This is a genomic window from Streptomonospora arabica (assembly GCF_039531585.1).
Classification (GTDB): domain Bacteria; phylum Actinomycetota; class Actinomycetes; order Streptosporangiales; family Streptosporangiaceae; genus Streptomonospora; species Streptomonospora halophila.
On sequence record NZ_BAAAQI010000001.1, the window covers coordinates 95,478 to 115,689 of the forward strand.

Annotated in this window: 15 protein-coding genes; 5 read left to right on the forward strand and 10 right to left on the reverse strand. The window is 74.4% G+C overall.

Going from position 1 to position 20,212, the window contains the following annotated elements:
- Nucleotides 1-145: 145 nt before the first annotated feature.
- Entirely contained in the window at nt 146-901 is a 756-nt protein-coding gene (locus tag ABD284_RS00430; protein WP_344139543.1) for a hypothetical protein, read from the reverse strand.
- 1,053 nt (nt 902-1,954) lie between these two features.
- Between ABD284_RS00430 and ABD284_RS00435 the strand changes: the two genes are divergently transcribed.
- Both ABD284_RS00435 and ABD284_RS00440 read left to right on the forward strand, forming a co-directional pair.
- A complete protein-coding gene (locus ABD284_RS00435; protein WP_344139546.1) occupies nt 1,955-2,233 on the forward strand; it encodes a hypothetical protein in 279 nt (92 codons plus the stop codon).
- Between the two features lie 175 nt (nt 2,234-2,408).
- Nucleotides 2,409-5,435 carry a helix-turn-helix transcriptional regulator gene (locus ABD284_RS00440; protein ID WP_344139549.1) on the forward strand — a complete coding sequence of 1,009 codons (3,027 nt, stop codon included), beginning with the start codon at nt 2,409-2,411 and terminating at the stop codon, nt 5,433-5,435.
- 33 nt (nt 5,436-5,468) lie between these two features.
- Here ABD284_RS00440 and ABD284_RS00445 read toward each other — a convergent pair whose 3' ends face one another.
- Nucleotides 5,469-7,241: an NAD+ synthase gene (locus tag ABD284_RS00445; RefSeq protein WP_344139552.1), complete on the reverse strand. Its 1,773-nt coding sequence runs from the start codon at nt 7,239-7,241 to the stop codon at nt 5,469-5,471.
- Between the two features lie 212 nt (nt 7,242-7,453).
- Between ABD284_RS00445 and ABD284_RS00450 the strand changes: the two genes are divergently transcribed.
- Nucleotides 7,454-8,815 carry a glutamine synthetase family protein gene (locus tag ABD284_RS00450; RefSeq protein ID WP_344139555.1) on the forward strand — a complete coding sequence of 454 codons (1,362 nt, stop codon included), beginning with the start codon at nt 7,454-7,456 and terminating at the stop codon, nt 8,813-8,815.
- Between the two features lie 139 nt (nt 8,816-8,954).
- Here ABD284_RS00450 and ABD284_RS00455 read toward each other — a convergent pair whose 3' ends face one another.
- On the reverse strand, nt 8,955-9,677 hold the full coding sequence (locus ABD284_RS00455; RefSeq protein ID WP_344139558.1) for a response regulator: 723 nt from the start codon (nt 9,675-9,677) through the stop codon (nt 8,955-8,957).
- 715 nt (nt 9,678-10,392) lie between these two features.
- Between ABD284_RS00455 and panB the strand changes: the two genes are divergently transcribed.
- Entirely contained in the window at nt 10,393-11,235 is an 843-nt protein-coding gene (gene panB, locus ABD284_RS00460) for a 3-methyl-2-oxobutanoate hydroxymethyltransferase (protein ID WP_344139561.1), read from the forward strand.
- Nucleotides 11,236-11,400: 165 nt separating this feature from the next.
- Entirely contained in the window at nt 11,401-12,438 is a 1,038-nt protein-coding gene (locus tag ABD284_RS00465) for an LLM class F420-dependent oxidoreductase (RefSeq protein WP_344139564.1), read from the forward strand.
- 55 nt (nt 12,439-12,493) lie between these two features.
- Here the strand turns inward: ABD284_RS00465 and npdG are convergent, their stop codons facing one another.
- From npdG to map, 7 genes are all read right to left on the reverse strand, one after another.
- Entirely contained in the window at nt 12,494-13,180 is a 687-nt protein-coding gene (gene npdG / locus ABD284_RS00470; protein ID WP_344139567.1) for an NADPH-dependent F420 reductase, read from the reverse strand.
- A 107-nt stretch (nt 13,181-13,287) separates the two neighbouring features.
- On the reverse strand, nt 13,288-13,692 hold the full coding sequence (locus tag ABD284_RS00475; RefSeq protein ID WP_344139569.1) for a peptidoglycan-binding domain-containing protein: 405 nt from the start codon (nt 13,690-13,692) through the stop codon (nt 13,288-13,290).
- 163 nt (nt 13,693-13,855) lie between these two features.
- Nucleotides 13,856-14,791, reverse strand: coding sequence for a S66 peptidase family protein (locus ABD284_RS00480; RefSeq protein WP_344139572.1), 936 nt, complete (start codon nt 14,789-14,791; stop codon nt 13,856-13,858).
- Complete coding sequence (locus ABD284_RS00485) at nt 14,788-16,818, reverse strand: dipeptidyl-peptidase 5 (protein ID WP_344139575.1); 2,031 nt, start codon at nt 16,816-16,818, stop codon at nt 14,788-14,790. The genes ABD284_RS00480 and ABD284_RS00485 overlap by 4 nt, the downstream gene beginning before the upstream one ends.
- A 58-nt stretch (nt 16,819-16,876) precedes the next feature.
- The gene (locus tag ABD284_RS00490; protein WP_344139578.1) at nt 16,877-18,283 is read right to left on the reverse strand and encodes a M20/M25/M40 family metallo-hydrolase; all 1,407 of its coding nucleotides are present in this window, start codon (nt 18,281-18,283) and stop codon (nt 16,877-16,879) included.
- 70 nt (nt 18,284-18,353) lie between these two features.
- The gene (locus ABD284_RS00495; RefSeq protein ID WP_344139582.1) at nt 18,354-19,187 is read right to left on the reverse strand and encodes a M55 family metallopeptidase; all 834 of its coding nucleotides are present in this window, start codon (nt 19,185-19,187) and stop codon (nt 18,354-18,356) included.
- Between the two features lie 68 nt (nt 19,188-19,255).
- Nucleotides 19,256-20,107, reverse strand: a complete 852-nt coding sequence (gene map / locus ABD284_RS00500; protein ID WP_344139585.1) for a type I methionyl aminopeptidase — start codon at nt 20,105-20,107, stop codon at nt 19,256-19,258.
- Nucleotides 20,108-20,212 lie beyond the last annotated feature (105 nt).

A 20,212-nucleotide genomic window follows, 5' to 3' on the forward strand; every position in this document is an offset into this window, starting at 1 on the left:
ACACCCCTGCGCCCCGCTACCCGCACCCACCGACCACGAGGCAGCGACCCGGGACGGGAACCACCGGGCGTCGCAGACCAGGCCGACCCCGCCCCCCGCCCCGCCTCGCAGCGGCCTCCGGCTCGCGGCGGCCGGGGGGACGGGCTCAGCCGTCGCTCCCGTTCGCCGGGTCCCTGCGGGCTCCCGGGCGGAGGCGGGTCCACACGACGAAGGCCGCGACGCCCGTCGCCACCACGAGCAGAACCGCGGTGAGCACGCTGGTGACCGTGAGCACCCGTTGCGGTGCCGAGACCGCCGACGCCGCCTCGCGCACCGAGCCGTCGACCCGGTCGGCGTCGGTGGCGCAGGCCACCGGCGGTGCGCCCGCCTCGCTCTGGGCGCAGGCGGTGGTGGACATGCGCCACAGCCGCTCGCCGGGCTCGCCCAGGCGTACGCGGGCCGTGCGCTCGATCTCGGCGCCGGGCTCGACCACCACGCGCCAGGTCGCAACCCCGCCGCTCGCCGTGCCGCCTTCTCCCACGTCGACGAACCGCGCCTTCGCCGAGACGCGCTGGGAGACGATGGCGTGGCGCTCTTCGTCGCCTTCGTTGCGCAGCGTAAGGGTGTAGAGCACCTCCTCGCCCGCGGCGATGGTGTCGCGGTCGTCGGTGATGCGGACGCCCAGGGTCGCCCCCTCGACCGTCGCGGTGCGCTCGCCGGCACCCGGCTCCGCTGAATCGGCGGGAGCGAGCGCGGCGACCACCGAAGGCGGAGCCCCCGGCGCGAACGCCGCCGAGGCCGGCGTCCCGCTCCACGCCGCACCGGCCGCATCCGCCGCAGCGCCCTCCTCCCCCGGAGTGCCCGGCACGTCCGCCGCACCGGCGGCGCCCGCTGCGGCCGCCGCCACCATGGCCGCGGTCATCGCACCCGCCGCGCAGCGGCGGCCTAAGCTCCCGTTCCCGTCGGACACGTCCACCAGCCCCCGATCGCCCGTCCGGCCGTCGGAGCCGCTCTCCGTCACGAGCGGCCACACCGAAGACAACTACGCGCGTCCGGCCGAAAACGGAAAGTGACACGCCCACGGCAGTCCATCCGGAACCGCTGACCCGCCTCCCCGCCGTGGCATGAACTGTCGGAGACCGTCCCCACCCCGCCCCGCGAACCCTCTCGCACCCCAGGCGCCAAGCGCCATCCGCGCGGGCTCCGGATTCGCCGACGAGCAAGGCCCGCACCGCCCCCCACGCCGATGGGGCGCGATTCCGCGATCCCCCCGTCAGCCGCCTCCGGCCGGCGGCTGCGCACCGCCCCGCACGAGGTCCGCGAACGGGCGGCGCACGCGGGTGTCCCGCACCCAAGCCGCGAAGCATCCGCACAGGCACAAGACACCGCCCCGGCGGGCTCAACCGCCACACGAGCGGCCCCGACCGCTCTGGCAGCCCTTCACAAGCCCCATCGGCGCGGCAGCCCCTCTACGAAGTCACGGGCCGCAGCGCGCAAGCGCCCCACCGCCTGCGCCACGCACCTCCGCCCGCCACCACCACTCCCGTGCACGGACCGCACCCAAGACGCGAAACATCCGCGCAGGCAAGGGACGGCATCACGGCAAACTCCCCCCGACGGACCACCGCCGCACGTGCGACCGCGCCGCTTCCGCTCGGGCGGGGCTTGCATCCGAACCCGGCCGGCCGGCAGGTCGGCGACCGGCTTTGCAACGTCACCGTAAGAGGCCGGCGGAATGCGGCGTGAGCAGGGGACTTGCGCGCCCGGCGGCCCCGGCGGGCGTGCGGCCCGGCGGGGTTGATCGGGCGTGTCTTAGGCGCGGAGACCGGAATCCGCGGTGGTGAGCGCCGTCCGGGCGCGCACATAAGGCATTCGCCCGATGCGGGCACGGCCGTCTTACGGCGAGCGTGGACGTCACCGGGGCAGAAGCGCCCGGCTTGGCACCACGGCAGTTCCACGAGAGTAGGTCATCGCCATGCACCCCGACTTCCTGCAAGCGGCCGCGGACGAGCGGATCGCCCGACTTCACGAGGTGGCCCGGCAGAGCAGGCTGCTGCGCGCGGCGCGGGCGCGGATCCGGCGGGCGCGCGGCCGGGATGAGGACCCCGGTGGCGGAACCGCCGACGCGCTGCCCGAGCGGCAGCCGTCCGTCTCCCGCACCGCCCCCGCCGGCACCACTCCGGCACCGGGTCCGGCCACCCGCGCCGGCGACGCTCCGGAGAACGCCGCCGAGCGCGCACCGGCCCCGTGCTGACCCGCGGGACGGGCCGGCCGGCCGCTTCCGGGCGGCCGGCGCCCCACTGGACGCGGTCTCCGGGCCCCGGCCGTCCGCGCCCGCGGCGGTCGGCCGGGCCCGTCCCTGCTCCGGCGGTCCCGCCCGCCGGAATTCCGATGGCCCGAACACCCCTTTTGTCGGCATACTGGACGGCATGACGCCTGTCGGCACCAGTCCCGTCTTCATCGGGCGCCAGCACGAACTCCGCACCCTCCTCGACCACGCGCACAGCGCGCGCTCCGGCGCCGGCGCGGCCACGGTGCTCGTGGGAGGTGACGCCGGGGTCGGCAAGTCCCGGCTGATCGCGGAGCTCTCCCAACACGTCACGGGCGGCGTGGTCGCCGGCGGATGCCTCGAACTGGGCGTCGACGGCCTGCCCTTCGCCCCCTTCGTCGCGGTGCTGCGCCAGATCCTGCGCGACCGCGGCCGCGCGGTCTTCGACGAGCTCGTCCAAGGGGGCGCGGGCGGCTCGCTCATGGCCCAGGAGCTGGCCCGCCTGCTGCCGGAGCTGGGCACGCCGCCCGAGGACCGGCGCGAGGCGCGCGGCCTGCTGTTCGAGCAGGTGCTGCGCCTGCTGACCGGAGTCGCCGGCTCCGAAGGCCTCACGGTGGTCATCGAGGACCTGCACTGGGCCGACTCGGCCACCCGCGACCTGCTGGTGTTCCTGCTGCGCAACCTCGACTCCGCCGCCGTGCAGATCGTCGCCACCTACCGCAGCGACGACCTCCACCGCGGCCACCCGCTGCGCCGCCTGCTGCTGGAGCTGGAGCGCCTGCCCTCGGTCACCCGCATCACGCTGGAGCCCCTCACGCACGACCAGGCCGCCGAGCAGGCCGCGGCCATCCGCGGCCGGGAGCTGGAGCCCGACGAGGCGGCCGCGCTGTTCGACCGCACCGGCGGCAACCCGCTGTTCGTGGAGTCCCTGGCCGGCCAGAGCGGGTTCGTGGGCGCCGGGCTGCCCGAGCGGCCCCGAGAGCTGCTGCTGGCCTCCCTGGACGGGCTCGACGAGGCGCACCGGCGCGTGCTGCGCGTCGCCTCGATCGGCGCCGTCAGCGCCGCCCACATCGAGCACGAGCTGCTGGCCCACGTCGCGGGGCTCGGCGAGGAGGACCTCAACACCGCCCTGCGCGCTCTGGTCGACGCCAACGTGCTGCGCATCGACGGCAGCGGCTACCGCTTCCGGCACGCACTGCTGCGCGAGGCCGTGCACGACGAGCTGCTGCCCGGCGAGCACACCCTGCTGCACCTGCGCTTCGCCGAGGCCCTGGACGCCATTCCGGGCGCCGTCCCCTTGCACCGCCTCGCCGCGGAGCAGGCGCACCACTACTGCTCCGGCCACGACCTCCCGCGCGCCCTCAGCGCCTCCTGGTGGGCGGCCGTGCGGTCCGCGGAGACGCTCGCCTTCGCCGAGGAGCTGCAGATGCTGGAGCGCGTCCTGGAGTTCTGGGAGAGGGTTCCCGACGCCGTGGAGCGGGTCCAGGGCCACAACCACGTGCAGGTGGTCTCGCGGGCCGCGGCGGCGGCGCTGGAGAGCGGCGACTTCTTCCGGGCGCGGGCGCTGTGCGACTCGGGACTCGCCGAGATCCCCGCCGGCGCCGACGACGAGCAGAGCCGCACCGACCGCGCGACCCTGCTGCGCCGCCGCGGCCAGGCGCGCACCCAGATCTCCGACGGCGACGGGATCGCCGACCTGTTCGAGGCGATGGCCGAGCACCCGCCCCGCGAGCCCGGCTACGGTTTCGTGCTGTCGCTGCTGGCGCGGGAGGCGATGCTGCACCAGGACGAGTCGCTTACGGCCACCCCCGGTGTCGACGGGGTCCCGGAGGCCTCCTTCTGGTGGTCGAGTGCGACCGCGCTCGCCACCGAGGCGATCCGCCGGTCCCGCGAAGGCGGCGACACCTGCGCCGAGGCCGACGCCCTCATGACGCTGGGCACCTGCCGGATGAACGACGGCGACTTCGAGGAGGGCCGCGCGACCCTGGAGCGCGGGCTGGAGCTGGCGCGGGAGCTGCAGGACCCCTCGCTGCAGGCGCGCGGGATGGCCAACCTCTCCCACTACATGCGCGAGCGCGGGATGCACGAGGAGGCGCTCGTCCAGCTCGACGCCGCCATGGAGCGGCTGCGCGAGCTGGGGCTGATGAGCGCCAACGGGTGCTTCGTCGCACTCAACATCGCCGAGACCCGCTTCGACCTGGGCGATCTCGCGGGCTGCCGTGAGCTGGTGCGCAGCAGCATGATCGCCTCCCCTTCCCCCGCCCACCGCGTGTACCTGGCCACCGTGGCCGTGCGGGCCGCCCTGGCCCAGGGCGACGTCGAGGGGGCCCGCCGCAGCGCGAACGAGCTCGACCCCGAATGCGCGTCCGGACGCTCCCGCATCCACACGGTGCAGCTCAGCACCGCCGCACTGCTCGACCTGTACATGGCCGAAGGCGACCTCGCACGCGCGTCGGCGCTGGCGGCCAAGGCGCTGGAGGACATCGACTTCGACCGGTCGCCGGGCTACGGCTGGGTCCTGCTCGACCGCACCGCCGCGTTCCTGCGGCAGGCCGCCGAGATGCCCGAGGAGGTCTGCGCCGAGGCGGCGGCGGTGCGCGCATGCGTCGAGCGGATCGTCGCCGGGCTGCGGACCGACGGACCGGTCCAGGCGGCCTTCCGGGCGACGGTGCGCGCACGGCTCGCATCGGCCGCGTGCGGCCTGGGGCCGGAAAGCGCGGCCGGCGCCGCCGCGGCCTGGCAGGCGGCGGTCGCGGCCTGGAACAGGGTCAGCATGCCCCTGCACCGCGCCGACGCCCTGCTGCATGCGGCCGAGTCCGCGCTGGCCGCCGACCGCGGCGCACCGGTGGGCGACTGGCTGCGGGAGGTCGCCAAGCGCGCGTCGGAGCACGGCGCCGCCGTCCTGGAGGGCCGGGCCCGCGAGCTGGCGCGGCGGACCGGGGTGGCGCTGGAGGACGGCGGCCCGGTCGGCGGCGCGCCGCCGGCGTCCCCGCCCGGAGGGCTGACTCCGCGCGAGGCCGAGGTGCTGCGGCTGCTCGCCCGCGGCTACACCAACGCCGAGATCGCCCAGGAGCTGTTCATCGCGGCCAAGACGGCCAGCGTGCACGTATCGCACATCCTGGCCAAGCTGGAGCTGCCCAACCGGGCCAGCGCGGGAGCCCGCGCACACGAGCTGGGACTCGTCTGACCGCCCTCCGGGCACACCCCGGCCGGGCCGTGCTCAGGACCGGGGCGTCCAGCGGTTGGTGATCGGCAGGCGGCGGTCGCGGCCGAAGTTGCGCGAGCTGATCTTGGGCCCCGGCGGGTACTGGCGGCGCTTGTACTCGGCCCGGTCGACCATGCGGATGACGCGCTCGACCAGGTCGGGCGGGTAGCCGTCGGTGGTCAGCTCGCGCATGCCCTTGTCGGTGCCGATGTAGGCGTCCAGCAGCCCGTCGAGCAGGTCGTAGTCCGGCAGCGAGTCGGTGTCGAGCTGGTCGGGCCGCAGCTCGGCGCTCGGCGGCTTGCTGATGGAGTTCTCCGGGATCGGCGGGGGCGCGCCGGTCCGCTCCGCCTCGGCGTTGCGCCAGCGCGCCAGCTCCCAGACCAGCGTCTTCCAGCAGTCCTTGATCGGCGCGAACCCGCCCACCGAGTCGCCGTAGAGGGTGGAGTAGCCGGTGGCCAGCTCGCTCTTGTTGCCCGTTGCCAGCACCAGGTGGCCCTCCTGGTTGGACAGGCCCATCAGCAGCGTGCCGCGCACCCGCGCCTGCAGGTTCTCCGCGGCCAGCCCCTCCAGAGTCAGGCCCTCCTCGAACGCCGCAACGATCGGCGCGATGGCCACCGTGCGCGAGGTGACGCCCTGGCGCTTGACCAGCTCCTCGGCGTCGGAGACCGAGTGCTCGCTGGAGTACCTGCTGGGCAGCAGGAGCACGTGGACGCGGTCGGCGCCCAGCGCGTCGACGGCCACCGTGGTGGTCAGCGCGGAGTCGATGCCGCCGGAGAGCGCGACCGCCACCGAGCCGAACCCGTTCTTGCGCGCGTAGTCGCGCACGCCCACCACCAGGGCGCGGTAGACCTCGCCGACGTCGGAGGCGGGGTCGGCGCGCGGGGTGAGCACCGGCGGCGCGGGCGCGTAGGGCTCGGCCGGCTCGCCCGAGAGCAGGTGGCGCACCACCCGCACACCGTCGACGGCCTCGCCGGGCCCCTCGGAGGGCGGCACGCCGCCGTCGGCCGCGGGCAGCGCCAGGTCGGTGACGAACAGGTCCTCTTCGAACTTGGGTGCGCGGGCGACCAGCTCGCCTTCGGCGTCGACGATCAGCGAGTCGCCGTCGAAGATCAGCTCGTCCTGGCCGCCGCTCATGTTCACATAGCCCACCGCGGCGCCGATCTCGCGGGCGCGGCGCTGGCACAGCTCCAGCCGGACGTTGTCCTTGTCGCGCTCGTAGGGCGAGGCGTTGACGGTCACCAGCAGTCCGGCGCGCGCACGCCGGGCCGCGGCCACGGGCCCGCCGCCCTGCCAGAGGTCCTCGCAGACCGCGAAGGCGACGTCGACGCCGTGCAGCCGCACGACCGGCAGGGTCTCGCCGGGGACGAAGTGCCGCGCCTCGTCGAAGACGCCGTAGTTGGGCAGGTGGTGCTTGGCCGAGCCGACCTCGACGCGGCCGCAGTGCAGCAGCGCGAAGGCGTTCTGCGGGGTGCCCGCGGGCTGGCCGTAGCGCTCCCCCACACCGACCCGGCGGCTGAGGTAGCCCACCGCCACGGGCAGCTCGCCCAGGCCCTCGTCGGCCAGGCGCTCGGCGAGCGCGGCCACGGCCTTGACCGAGGCCGACACGAACGAGTTGCGCAGGGCGAGGTCCTCGACCGGGTACCCGGTCACCACGAGCTCGGGGAACACGGCCAGGTGCGCGCCCGCCTCGTGGGCGCGCCGGGCGTGGTCGAGCACGATCCGGCAGTTGCCGTCGAGGTCGCCTACGGTGGGGTTGACTTGCGCCATCGCGATTCTGAGCTGGGCCACGCATTCGAGACTAGTGGGTGGGGCGCCCGGCGCGCCGCACCCGGGTCCGGCGCAGCGGAGGGTCCGCGATGTGCGGCTGCGTACACTGTGGCCACGGCGGAGGGCGCGAGCTGCGTTAATGCGCCGGAAACCTGCGGCGTGCAAACTGGCGTAGGAGTCCGCGCCGGCCGCTGCAGGCAGCGCCGCGCGCATCACGACGAGGAAGGTGGACCGTGAACCGACAGCAGGAGTTCGTGCTCCGTACCCTGGAGGAGCGCGATATCCGGTTCGTGCGACTGTGGTTCACCGACGTGCTCGGTTACCTCAAGTCGGTCGCCGTCGCACCGGCCGAGCTCGAGGCCGCGTTCACCGAGGGCATCGGGTTCGACGGGTCGGCCATCGAGGGCTTCGCCCGGGTCTACGAGGCCGACATGCTCGCCCAGCCCGACCCCTCGACGTTCCAGGTGCTGCCTTGGCGCAACGAGCCGCACGGTACGGCCCGCATGTACTGCGACATCCTCATGCCCGACGGCAGTCCCAGCTACGCCGACCCCCGCCACGTGCTCAAGCGCCAGCTGAGCAAGGCCTCCGACCTCGGGTTCACCTTCTACACCCACCCCGAGATCGAGTTCTACCTGCTGAAGAAGAAGCCCGAGCTCGGCGAGCTGCCCGAGCCCAACGACTCCGGGGGCTACTTCGACCACACCCCGCACAACAGCGCGCACGACTTCCGGCGCAACGCGATCAACATGCTGGAGGCCATGGGCATCTCGGTGGAGTTCAGCCACCACGAGGGCGGCCCCGGCCAGCAGGAGATCGACCTGCGCTACGCCGACGCGCTGACCACCGCCGACAACATCATGACCTTCCGGCTGGTGATGAAGGAGGTGGCGATGGAGCAGGACGTCTACGCCACCTTCATGCCCAAGCCCTTCACCGAGTACCCGGGCTCGGGCATGCACACCCACATGTCGCTGTTCGAGGGCGAGCGCAACGCGTTCTACGAGGCGGGCGCCGAGTACCAGATGTCCAAGGTGGGCCGCGGGTTCATCGCCGGCCTGCTGCGCCACTCGGCCGAGATCACCGCGGTGTGCAACCAGTGGGTGAACTCCTACAAGCGCCTCTGGGACAACGCCGCCGCCTCGGCGGGCGCGGGCGGCGAGGCCCCCGCCTACGTGTGCTGGGGCCACAACAACCGCTCGGCGCTGGTGCGGGTGCCGATGTACAAGCCCAACAAGAGCAACTCCAGCCGGATCGAGTTCCGCTCGGTGGACACCGCCTGCAACCCCTACCTCGCCTACGCGGTGATCCTGGCCGCCGGGCTGAAGGGCATCGAGGAGGGCTACGAGCTGCCTCCCGGCGCCGAGGACGACGTGTGGGCGCTGACCGACGCCGAGCGGCGCGCGCTGGGGATCGCGCCGCTGCCCCAGAGCCTGGACGAGGCCATCCGGGCGATGGAGAACAGCGAGCTGGTCGCCGAGACCCTGGGCGAGCACGTCTTCGACTTCTTCCTGCGCAACAAGAAGGCCGAGTGGGAGTCCTACCGGCGCCAGGTGACCCCCTACGAGCTGCAGCGCTACCTGCCGACGCTCTGATCGGCGGCGCGCACCGCGCGGCCCCGCCCGCGAAACGGTCCGGGTCCCGCGCCCGCCGGGTGCGGGACCCGGCGCCCGCGTGCGACCGGCGTGTAGGCGGCGCACGTCTTCGGCCTCCGGCCGCCCCCGTGGCCGCCGCCTAGTCGCCGTCGAGGAACTTCTCGCGTACCGCGTAGACGGCCGCCTCGGTGCGGGAGTGCAGCTGCAGCTTCTCCAGGATGTTGCGCACGTGGTTCTTGACCGTGTGCTCGGAGATGAACAGCTCCTCGGCGATCTCCTTGTTGTTCAGGCAGCGCGCCACGCGGCGCAGGACCTCGGTCTCGCGGCCGGTCAGCTGCGGTGCGGGGACTCGGCGGGCGCGGCCGCCGTCCTTCTTGGCCAGGGCGGTGAACTCGCCGATGAGCTTGGTGGCCATCGACGGCGTGATGAAGGACTGCCCGCTGGCGACGGCGCGCACGGCGGCGGGCAGCTCGTCGACGGAGATCTCCTTGAGCAGGTAGCCGGTGGCGCCCGCCTTGAGCGCCTCGAAGAGGTCGTCCTCCTCGTCGCTCATGGTCAGCATCACGATCTTGGCGCTGGGAACCATGTCCTTGATGCCGGTGCACGCGTCGATGCCGCTGCTGCCCGGCATCCACACGTCCATCAGCACGACGTCGGGCACCAGGTCGGCGGCGGTGCGCACCGCGTGCTCGCCGTCGCCGGACTCGCCCACCACGTCGATGTCGGGCTCGTCGTCCAGCACGGAGACCAGGCCGCGCCGGAAGAAGGCGTGGTCGTCGACGACGAGGACCTTGACGGGCGGCGCCTGGGTCGCGGACGGGGCCGCGAAGGCTGCCTCCGGGGCGGGGGGATGCCCACTCACAACGGAAATTCCCTCCTCGCGCGAGGTGGCCGGGTATCTTCTATTCGGACCCGCGGACATGAAACCCGCGAGTGCGTCGCCACCCCTCGGCGGCGCTGGTTGCGCGGTTCCCAAGACCGTTGTTCCAAACAGTTTATGCCATTGCCGCGTGCTTCAACAGTGGCGACTCGGGCGCGCCGGGATGCCGGAAACGGCGGCTTTGCCGGGCTTCCGCGTAGCCTTCGGACAATATATCCGGGCACGTACACGCCTCCGCCCAATTCCGCCGATTCGTAGCCGATTACCGGATCACCGCACTCCACCGGACCCGGAAGTCGCTTCATATCGAGACGTTTTCACGTTACGGCGCCGACCGCTCGGCACCGTGCGGCCCGGGGCCGGCACACTCCGCACGGCGATGATTTCCTGCGGCCCGCCGAATTCATCCCTCTCCCGCATACCGCTCTCGGACACGGACCGGATTCCGCAGCGCCCCACCGTGCCTCACCCCGCTCCCCCGCCGCGCTCCCCCGCGGCTCGGGCGGCCCGCACGGCGGGCTGGACCGGCGCCGTCCCCACCGGGATGATCCGAGGGCCGCGCGGGGTTGGCCCACAGTGAAGGCCGCGAATCCTGCTATGGGATGATGAATCGGCCGACGGCGCCCAGTGCCGCCGCGCCTGTCCGACACCGTCCGGAGACGCCGCAGCCGCGCTTCGAGACACCGGAGGAAGCACTATGAGCACAACCGCAGCACCCCCCGCCCTCTACGGCGGAAAGACCAACCGCAGGGTGAGCGTCCGCGACATCCTGCAGGCCAAGGAGCGCCAGGAGCGCTGGCCGATGCTCACCGCCTACGACGCGCTGACCGCCCGCGTCTTCGACGAGGCCGGAATCCCCGTCCTGCTGGTCGGCGACTCGGCGGCGATGGTCGTCTACGGCTACGACTCCACCCTGCCCGTCACCGTCGACGACCTGCTCCCGCTCACCGCGGCCGTCTCCCGGGCCACCAGGCGCGCGCTCGTCGTGGCGGACCTGCCGTTCGGCTCCTACCAGGGCTCGCCCGGGCAGGCGCTGGACGCGGCCTCGCGGTTCATGAAGGAGGGCCACGCCCAGGCCGTGAAGCTGGAGGGCGGGCACCGCGTCGCCGCGCACGTCGAGGCGCTGGTCGGCGCGGGCGTCCCCGTCATGGGCCACATCGGGCTCACGCCCCAGTCGGTCAACACCCTCGGCGGCTACCGGGTCCAGGGCCGCGGCGAGGAGGCCGGCGCCGCGCTGCTGGCCGACGCCAAGGAGCTGGAGCGCGCCGGCGCGTTCTCCGTCGTGCTGGAGTGCGTGCCCAGCGAGCTGGCCGCCCGCGTGACCGAGCAGCTGAGCATCCCGACCATCGGCATCGGCGCCGGTCCCCGCACCGACGCCCAGGTGCTGGTCTGGCAGGACATGGCCGGGCTCAGCCCGCACGTGGCCAAGTTCGTCAAGGCCTACGCCGACCTGAACGAGACCCTGTCCACGGCCGCGCGCACGTTCGCCGACGAGGTCGTGCAGGGCTCCTTCCCCGACGCCGACCACTCCTACAACTGATCACCGGCGCCCGCCGGGAGCCGCCCCCGGCGGGCCGCCCACGCGTCCGCGCCGTCAGCGTGCGCGCCCGGCGCACGTCCGGGCCTTCCCGCCGCCGACAAGTTACTCGGTAGTAGAGTTTGCGGCATCCGTGCGCGCCCCGCCGCGCGAGTCAAGGGAGGCACCATGCGCATCTCCATGCCGCTGCAGTACGCCGGCGAGGCCAAGCCGGCCGTGGACCAGGTCGTCGAGTTGGAGAAGGCCGGGCTTGACACTCTGTGGGTGGCCGAGGCCTACGGCTACGACAGCCCCACCCTGATGGGCTACATCGCCGCGCGCACCGAGCGCGTCAACATCGGCTCGGCGATCCTGCCCGTCTACACGCGCACCCCCACCCTCATCGCGCAGACCGCGGCCGGGCTGGACTACCTCTCCGACGGGCGCGCCGTGCTCGGGCTGGGCGCCAGCGGCCCCCAGGTCATCGAGGGCTGGCACGGCGTCCCCTACACCAAGCCCCTGGGCCGCACCCGCGACGTCGTCGAGATCTGCCGCAAGGTGTGGGCGCGCGAGGAGCGCCTGACCCACGACGGCCGCACCACCACCCTGCCGCTGCCGCCCGAGCAGGGCACCGGCCTGGGCAAGCCGCTGAAGATCATCAACCACCCGGTGCGCAGCGGCGTCCCGATCTTCTTGGCCTCCCTGGGCGAGAAGAACGTCGCCATGACCGCCGAGATCGCCGACGGCTGGCTGCCGCACCTGTTCATCCCGGAGAAGGCCGACTCGGTGTGGGGCGAGGCCCTCGCCCGGGGCAGAGCCAAGCGCGACCCCTCACTGGGCGAGCTGCAGATCTCCGCGGGCGGCCTGCTGGCCATCGGCGAGGGCGAGGAGACCCGCAAGCTCGCCGACTTCACCCGCCCGATGATCGCCCTCTACGTCGGGGGCATGGGCGCCAAGGGCAAGAACTTCTACAACGACGTCGCGCGGCGCTACGGCTACGAGGAGGCCGCCGAGCGCATCCAGGACCTGTACCTGGAGGGCAAGAAGGAGGAGGCCGCCGCCGCGGTTCCGGACGAGTTCGTGGAGCTGACCAACCTGGTGGGGCCGGAGTCCTACGTCCGCGAGCGCGTGGCCGCCTTCCGCGCGGCCGGTGTCACCCACCTCAACGTGACACCAGTCGGCGACGACCCGGTCGCGCTCGTGGAGAAGCTGCGCTCCATGCTGTAGCGGCGGGGCGGGCGGGGCCGGCGGCTGCGCCGGCTCCGCCCGCCGCGCGCGCCGGTCAGACGTCGGTGATGCGCAGTCCCGCATGCGCTTTGTAGCGACGGTTGACCGCGATGATGTTGGCGGTCAGCGCCTCGACCTGGTGGGCGTTGCGCAGCCGGCCGCCGTAGATCCCGCGGACGCCCGGGATGCGGGCGGCCAGCGCCCGCACGGTGTTGGTGGCGTCGCGGTCGTCGCCCAGCACCAGCACGTCCAGGTCGACCTCCTCGACGCCGGGATCCAGCAGAACCACCGCCGAGACGTGGTGGAAGGCCGCGACCACGCGGCTGTCGGGCAGCAGCGCCTCGGCCTGCTGCGCCGCGCTGCCCTCGGGCACATCCAGGGCGTAGGGGCCCTTGGAGTCGAAGCCCAGCGGGTTCACGCAGTCGACGACCAGCTTGCCCGCGAGGTCGCCGGCCAGCGACTCCAGCAGGGCGCGGTGCCCGTCCCAGGGCACCGCGACGACGACCACGTCGCAGCCGCGGGCCGCCGCGGCGTTCTCGTCGCCGACGACCGGAAGGCCCTCGCCCAGCTCGTCGGCGGCGGTCTGCGCCCGCTCCCGGCTGCGCGAGCCGATGACCACCCGGTGTCCGGCCATCGCCAGCCGCAGCGCCAGGCCGCGGCCCTGGTCGCCGGTTCCGCCGAGCACGGCGACGGACAGGCTGGAGACGTCGGGGAGGTCGTGTGGGGTTCTCTGCTCTGCCATGCCACGATCCTGCCAGGTGCCCGCCGCAGGACCGAACCGGACTCGGTTTCGGGCGGGTCACCCGGTGCGGCGCCCGCTGCACCGACGCGGCGGGACCGACCCCCCGGTCAGCGCGCCGCGTCTCCCCGCCCGCGCGCTTCGCGGTGCTCGCGCCAGGCGCGGGAGAGCATGGAGACCGTGCGGCCGTCGGCGACGCCGTCGCCGGGCAGCCCGTTGGCGCGCTGGAAGTCCGCCAGCGCCCGGCGGCGCTCCTGCGGCGGCGCGGCGGCGTCCAGCTCGCCGATCTCGACGAGCATCGCGCGCACCCGCGCGGGTTCGGGCTCGGGGACCAGGCCGCGGGCGTCGACGACCGCCTGCAGCGCCGGAAGCACGGCGGCCAGGACGCGGCGCGGGCCGAACCGGCTGATCCCCGAGGGGCGGTGCGCGTGCCCGGCACCGGGTTCGGAGGAGGCGCTGTGCGCCACACCCCTTTCGGGCCGCCGGTTCCGGTGCCGCCACGTGATCGCGACCATATCGGCCTCCCCTCCCCTGGTGCGGTGTCTGCTGGCTCCTCCCGGTCTCCCGTCCTCAGTATCGGCATCCCCGCGTTAACGGGCATCATGCGCGGGTTCGGAATCGGGTTGGACCTAAGGAGGCATCCAGCGGCGCCGGCACCGCCGCAAGTCGGGCCGCCGCCTACGCCAGGGCGGGCCGGTCCAGGGTGAGGGTGCGCGCATCGGCGTCGAGGGTGGCCGCAGCGCCCAGCGGCACGGTGATCTGCGCGGCGCGGTGGCCGAAGCCGAACTCGCCCACCACCGGGACCCCCAGCGGCGCCAGCCGCTCCAGCATCAGCGTGCGCACTGCGGCGGCGTCGGGCGTGCAGCCCTCCCACGAGCCGAGCAGCACACCGGCGGCGCCCTCGAACCACCCGCTGCGCAGCAGCTGGGTCAGCATCCGGTCGATCCGCGAGACGTCCTCGCCCACGTCCTCCAGCAGCACGAGGCCGCCCCGGGCCGAGGGGCGGCTGTGCGGCGCGGCGAGACTGTCGTTGAGCACGCTCAGGTTGCCGCCGACGGTCACTCCGCGCGCCGTGCCGCCCACGAGCGTCTCCGCGCCGGGAGCGCCGAGCACGGTGGCGGCCTCCGGCTCGAACAGCGCGGTGCGCAGGTGCGCGGCCGCGACCGGGTCCTCGCTGAAGGACTCCAGCGCCACCACCGGTCCGTGCAGGGTGGCGGCGCCCAGCTCCACCGCGAACGCCTCGTGCAGCGCGGTGACGTCGCTGAAGCCCACCAGCGTCTTTGCGGGCGCGCGGCGCATCGCGGCGAAGTCCAGCCGGTCCAGGACGCGGTGCGCGCCGTCCCCGCCGCGCGCGCACAGCACCGCGGCGGTGCGCGGGTCCAGCCAGGCGCGCTGGAGGTCCGCGGCGCGCTCCTCATCGGTGCCGGCCAGGTAGGACAGCCGGGGGTGGCGGCCGCGCAGGTGCTCGCCCTCGGCGGCCTCCAGGCCCCAATTGCGCAGCACGGACAGGCCCGATTCGATCCCGTCGCAGGTCACGGGGCTGCACGGAGCGACCACCGAGACGGCGTCGCCGGGGCGCAGCCGCGGCCCGCGCGCGCCCGGCGCCGCCGTCACCGGCGCAGCTCCAGATGCGGCGCGTCGGTCTCGAACCCGAACACCTGGGCGTAGAGGGACAGCTCGGCCTCCAGGGCCGCCCGGATCGTCTCCTTGCGGCGGAAGCCGTGCTGCTCGCCCTCGAAGGCCAGGTAGGCGTGCGGCACGCCGTTCACCCGCTGCACGAACCGCTCCGCCTGTGCGGGCGGGCATATCTCGTCCTCCAGACCCTGCAGCAGCACGAACGGGGCGCTGACGTCGCCGGCGCGGTTGACCGGCGAGCGGTCGGCGTAGCGGCGCGCGGCCTCGGGCCAGGGGCCCACCAGGCTCTCCAGGTACTGCGACTCGAAGTCGTGGGTCTCGCCCGTGCGCCAGCCGGCGAGGTCGACGATGGGGAAGCTGACGACGGCGCAGGCGAAGACGTCGGTGAATGCCAGTGCCGCGGCCGCCGTCCACCCTCCGGCGCTGCCGCCGCGGATCGCGATGCGGCCGGGGTCGGCGGCGCCCTCCTCGGCGAGGGCGTGCGCGGCGGCCACGCAGTCCTCCACGTCGACCACGCCCCAGTTCTCCCGCAGCCGCTCGCGGTAGGCGCGCCCGTAGCCGGTCGATCCGCCGTAGTCGACCTCGACGACGCCGATCCCCCGGCTGGTGAAGTAGGCGACCTCCAGGTCGCGGATCATCGGGGACCGGCCGGTGGGCCCGCCGTGGACCCACACCGCGTACGGCGGGCGCTCCCCCGGAGCCGGCTGGGCGTGCGGGTTGCGCGGCGGATACAGGTTGGCGTGCACCTCGCGGCCGCCGGGGCCGGTGAACACCCGCGGGCGGGGGACGGGCATGTAGTCCGGGTCCGCGGCGGTGCCCTCGGCTGCGGAGGCAGCGCCCGCGCCGCGGCCGCGGCGGTCGGGCGCGCTCAGCGACCGCCAGGACCCGCTCGGCCCCACGGCCACGATCTCGGGGGCGATGTCGGGCGCGGCGGCCGGGCAGACCAGGGTGTCGCCCGCGGCCCCGCCGACGGCCAGCCGGCCGAACCACTCGGTGTGGGGCGTGTCGGCGTCGGCGACGGTGCCGGTGGCGGGGTCGATCCGGCCCAGCGCGCTCGTGGCGCGCCCGTGCACGGCGGCCACCGGTCCGCGCGCCGGAACCGCCAGCCAGGTGTAGCCCAGCTGCCACAGCGCTCCGCCGAACTCCTCCTCGGCGGCCGCCGCGGGCCGCGGTTCGCCCCAGGTCCCGTCGGCGCCGGCGCTGATGCGGTAGGGGTTCCACCAGCCGGAGGGGTCGGCGACGCAGTAGAGGGTGTCGGCGTCGGCCCACTCGGCCTGGACCACGGAGACGCCGGGCCCGCCGGCGACGGTCGCGGGCGCGCCCGCGGTGCGCCCACCCGGCCCCAGGTCGGCGATGTGCAGCACGGTGCTGTCCCAGGGCATGTCGGGGTGGTCCCAGCCGATCCACGAGAGCCGCCGGCCGTCGGGCGAGACGCGGGGGCAGGCCAGGAAGCGGTGGCCGGCCGCGACCTCGCGCACGGCCGCGGGGTCGCCGGCGGCCGAGCCGTCCAGCGGGACGGCGACGATCGCCCGGCGCACGTCGGTGGGCGCGGGGCCGGTGCTGCGCTCGCACACGCACCAGACCTCCCGGCCCTCCGGCGAGAGCACGGGTTCGACGTAGCGCAGCCCGGCGGGCTCGGGTGGCTCCGGGGTCAGCGGCGCGGGCTCCCCGCCCGGCTGCCACAGGTACAGGCGCTGGTCGCCGAACTCGGCGAAGACCACGGCCGTGCCCGCCGCAGCGGGCACCAGCGCGTAGGGGCGGCCGCCGTACTCGTGCACGCGGCTGCGCACGTTCCAGGGCGCGGGCAGCATCTCCCGCGGGCGCGCCGCGGGGTCGTCCAGCCGCGTGCGGCACAGCGTGACTCGCCCGCCCTGGGCGGGGCGCGGCTCAGTCCACCACACCTCCTCGCCCAGGGCCGCCGGCCAGTTGGGGGCGCCCTCGTGGTCGGCGACGTCGCCGGCGCCGATCGGCGAGGGCCAGGCTCCGCAGGGGGGTGCGTCGTTCACGGTGGTGCCTCTTCCGTCGTCGCGGTCGCGGTGCTCGGTCGGGGGTGCGGGCGCGGGGTCAGCGCGGGCCGCGCAGGAAGCGGTCCAGCACGCGCACGCCGAAGCGCAGCCCCTCCACGGGGACGCGCTCGTCGACGCCGTGGAACAGGGCGCCGTGGTCCAGGCCGGGCGGCAGGTGCAGCGGCGAGAACCCGTAGCCGGCGATGCCGAGCTCGGCGAACTGCTTGGCGTCGGTGCCGCCGGTCAGGCACACGGGCACGACGTGGGCGCCGGGGTCGAAGGCCAGCAGCGCGTCGCGCATCTCGGCGACGATCGGCGCGTCCACCGGAGACTGCAGGGGCCGGGAGCGGTGGCGGTACTCCCACCGCACCTCGTCGCCGGTCAGCTCGTCGAGGGCGGCGGCGAACTCCTCCTCTGTCCCGGGCAGCACCCGCCCGTCGATCCCGGCCTCGGCCCGGCCGGGGACCACGTTCACCTTGTAGCCGGCGTCCAGCACGGTCGGCGCGCTGCTGCAGCGGACGGTGGGGCGGACCAGATCGGCGGCGTCGCCGAGGGAGTCGACGAGCGCGTCGGTGTCGCGGGCCGGGTCGAACCCGGGGTCGGCGGTGGAGGCGGGCACGCCCGTCGCGGCGGCGACGCCGTCGAGCGCGGCGCGCGTGACGGGCGTCAGCCGCACCGGCCACTCGTGTGCGCCGATGCGGGCGACCGCGGCGGCCAGCGCGCTGACGGCGTTGTCCCGGTTGGTCTTGGACCCGTGCCCGGCGGTGCCCTCGGCGCTCAGCCGCAGCCAGGCGGTGCCCCGCTCGCCCGCGCCGACGGGATACAGCCGCACGGGCGTGCCGTCGGCGGCCGCGGCGTGCACCGTATGCCCTCCGGACTCGCCCACGGCCTCGGTGCAGCCCTCGAACAGACCGGCGTGCTCGCGGGCCAGCCACTCGGCGCCGTAGGCGGCGCTGTCCTCCTCGTCGGCGGTGAAGGCGAGGACGAGGCCGCGGCGGGGCCGCACGCCGGTGCGCGCCCAGTGGCGCACCAGCGCCAGCACCATGGCGTCGGTGCCCTTCATGTCGACGGCGCCGCGTCCCCAGACCATGCCGTCGGCGACCTCGCCGCTGAACGGATGCCGGCTCCACCGGGAGGCGTCGGCCGGCACCACGTCCAGGTGGCCGTGCACGAGCAGAGCGGGAGCGGCGGGGTCGGTGCCCTCGACCCGGGCGACCACGTTGGCGCGGCCCGGCGCCGACTCCAGCACTTGCGGGCTCAGGCCGGCGTCGGCGAGGCGCTCGGCGACGTACTCGGCGGCGGGCCGCTCGCACCCGTCGCCGCCGCCGCGGTTGGTGGTGTCGAGGCGGATCAGCTCGGAGGTGAACCGCACCGCCTCCTCGTCGAGCCGGTCGAGGCCGCCCGTTCCCGGGGCGGTTCCGGCTTCGGGCCGTCGTGCTGTGCGGGCGCGCTCCACCTCGTGCATGCCTTTCGTCAGTGCCCGCCGGCGCTGGTCGCCGGCCCCGGTGCCGCCGCCCCCTCCCGCTCGCCGCCGGTCAGCCGTAGTCGGCCTCGACCGCGTTGGAGACGAGCGTGGTGACGGCCTTGAAGCAGCGGATCATCTCAAAGGCCGTCTGCGAGGTGTAGCGGACACGCCGGGCACCGGTCTGCTCGACGCCGGGCACCACCGCCGCGGCGCCGGCCAGGTGGGCGGCGTCCAGCTCGACCTCGACGGTCAGGGGCCCGCTGGCGGTGGGCGCGGTGCGCCCGGCCTCGGCCGCCGCGGCCTCCGCCGCGTCGGCGATGTCGTCGGCGGTGGCGCCCGGCGGGCGGCACAGCGCGGCGTAGCGCGAGACGTAGCGCTTGACCGCCACGGTGTGCGCGTCGGGCGCGTAGGCCGCGGCGTCGACGCAGGCCCGGTCGTCGCCGGTGACCAGCAGCACCGGCACGCCGTACTCGGCGGCGACGCAGGAGTTGAGCCGGCCCTCGTCGGCGGGCTCGCCGTCCAGCCACACGCCCGTGATGGAGTTGGGCAGGTAGGTGTGGGCGAGCACTCCTTCGGCGCCGGCGCCGCTGTGGTAGCCGAGGAAGGCGACCCCGTCGACGTCGCCGTGCTGGATTCCCTCGACCATGGACAGGTCCTTGTGGCGGCCCGTGATCATGGCGGCCCGCTCGTCGAGCCGCTCCAGCAGCAGGTTGCGCATCGTCGCGTGCGCCTCGTTGACGACCACCTCGCGCGCGCCGCCGGCGAAGAACCCGGAGATCGCGGCGTTGACGTCCGAGGTGAACATGGCCCGGCAGCGCTGCCACTGCTCGGTTCCCGGCGTGACGTCGGCGGGCCAGGTCACCCCGGTGGCCCCCTCCATGTCGGCCGAGATCAGGATCCGCACCGCGTCGCTCCCCTCGCCTGGCCGCGCCTGCTGTGGTGGTGCGGGCGCTCGGCCCGCGGCGCCCGTTCCTAGGGCAGAGTGAGGATCTCGGCACCCTCGTCGGTAATGACCAGGCTGTGCTCGAACTGGGCGGTGCGCCTGCGGTCGGCGGTGACCGCCGTCCAGCCGTCGTCCCAGACCTCGTAGTCGATCGTGCCCAGAGTGATCATCGGCTCGATGGTGAAGGTCATGCCGGGCTCCATGACCGTGTCGGCCCGCGGGTCGTCGTAGTGGGGCACCACCAGGCCGGAGTGGAACTCCGGGCCGACACCGTGCCCGGTGAAGTCGCGGACGACGCCGTAGCCGAAGCGCTTGGCGTAGGACTCGATCACCCGGCCGACGACGCTGAGCCGCCTGCCCGGGCGGCACGCCTTGATGGCGCGCATCGTGGCCTCGCGGGTGCGCTCGACCAGCAGCCGGGACTCCTCGTCGACGTCGCCCGCCAGGAAGGTGGCGTTGGTGTCGCCGTGCACCCCGTGGATGTAGGCGGTGATGTCGATGTTGACGATGTCGCCGTCGGAGACGACGGTGTCGTCGGGGATGCCGTGGCAGATGACCTCGTTGAGTGAGGAGCACAGCGATTTGGGGTAGCCCTTGTACCCGAGGGTGCTGGGGTAGGCGCCGTGGTCGCAGAGGAACTCGTGGCCGACGCGGTCCAGCTCGTCGGTGGTCACACCGGGGACCACGTGCTCGCCGACCTCGCGCAGCGCCCGGGCCGCGATGCGCCCGGCCTCGCGCATGGCCTCGATCGTCTCGGGCGTCTGCACGTCGCCGAGCACGCCCTCCTCGGGGCGCTTCTTGCCGACGTACTCCGGACGCGCGATGGCGGAGGGGACCGAACGGGGCGGCGAGATACGCCCGGGAACCAGCGGAGTAGTCATGTCAGCGCATTCTAGTTCTTAGGGGACCCGCGGCGATCCGCGTCGGGACACCGACACGCGGGTAAGAGCCGGGGAACAGGCAACGAGAAGCCGGACGAATCAGCA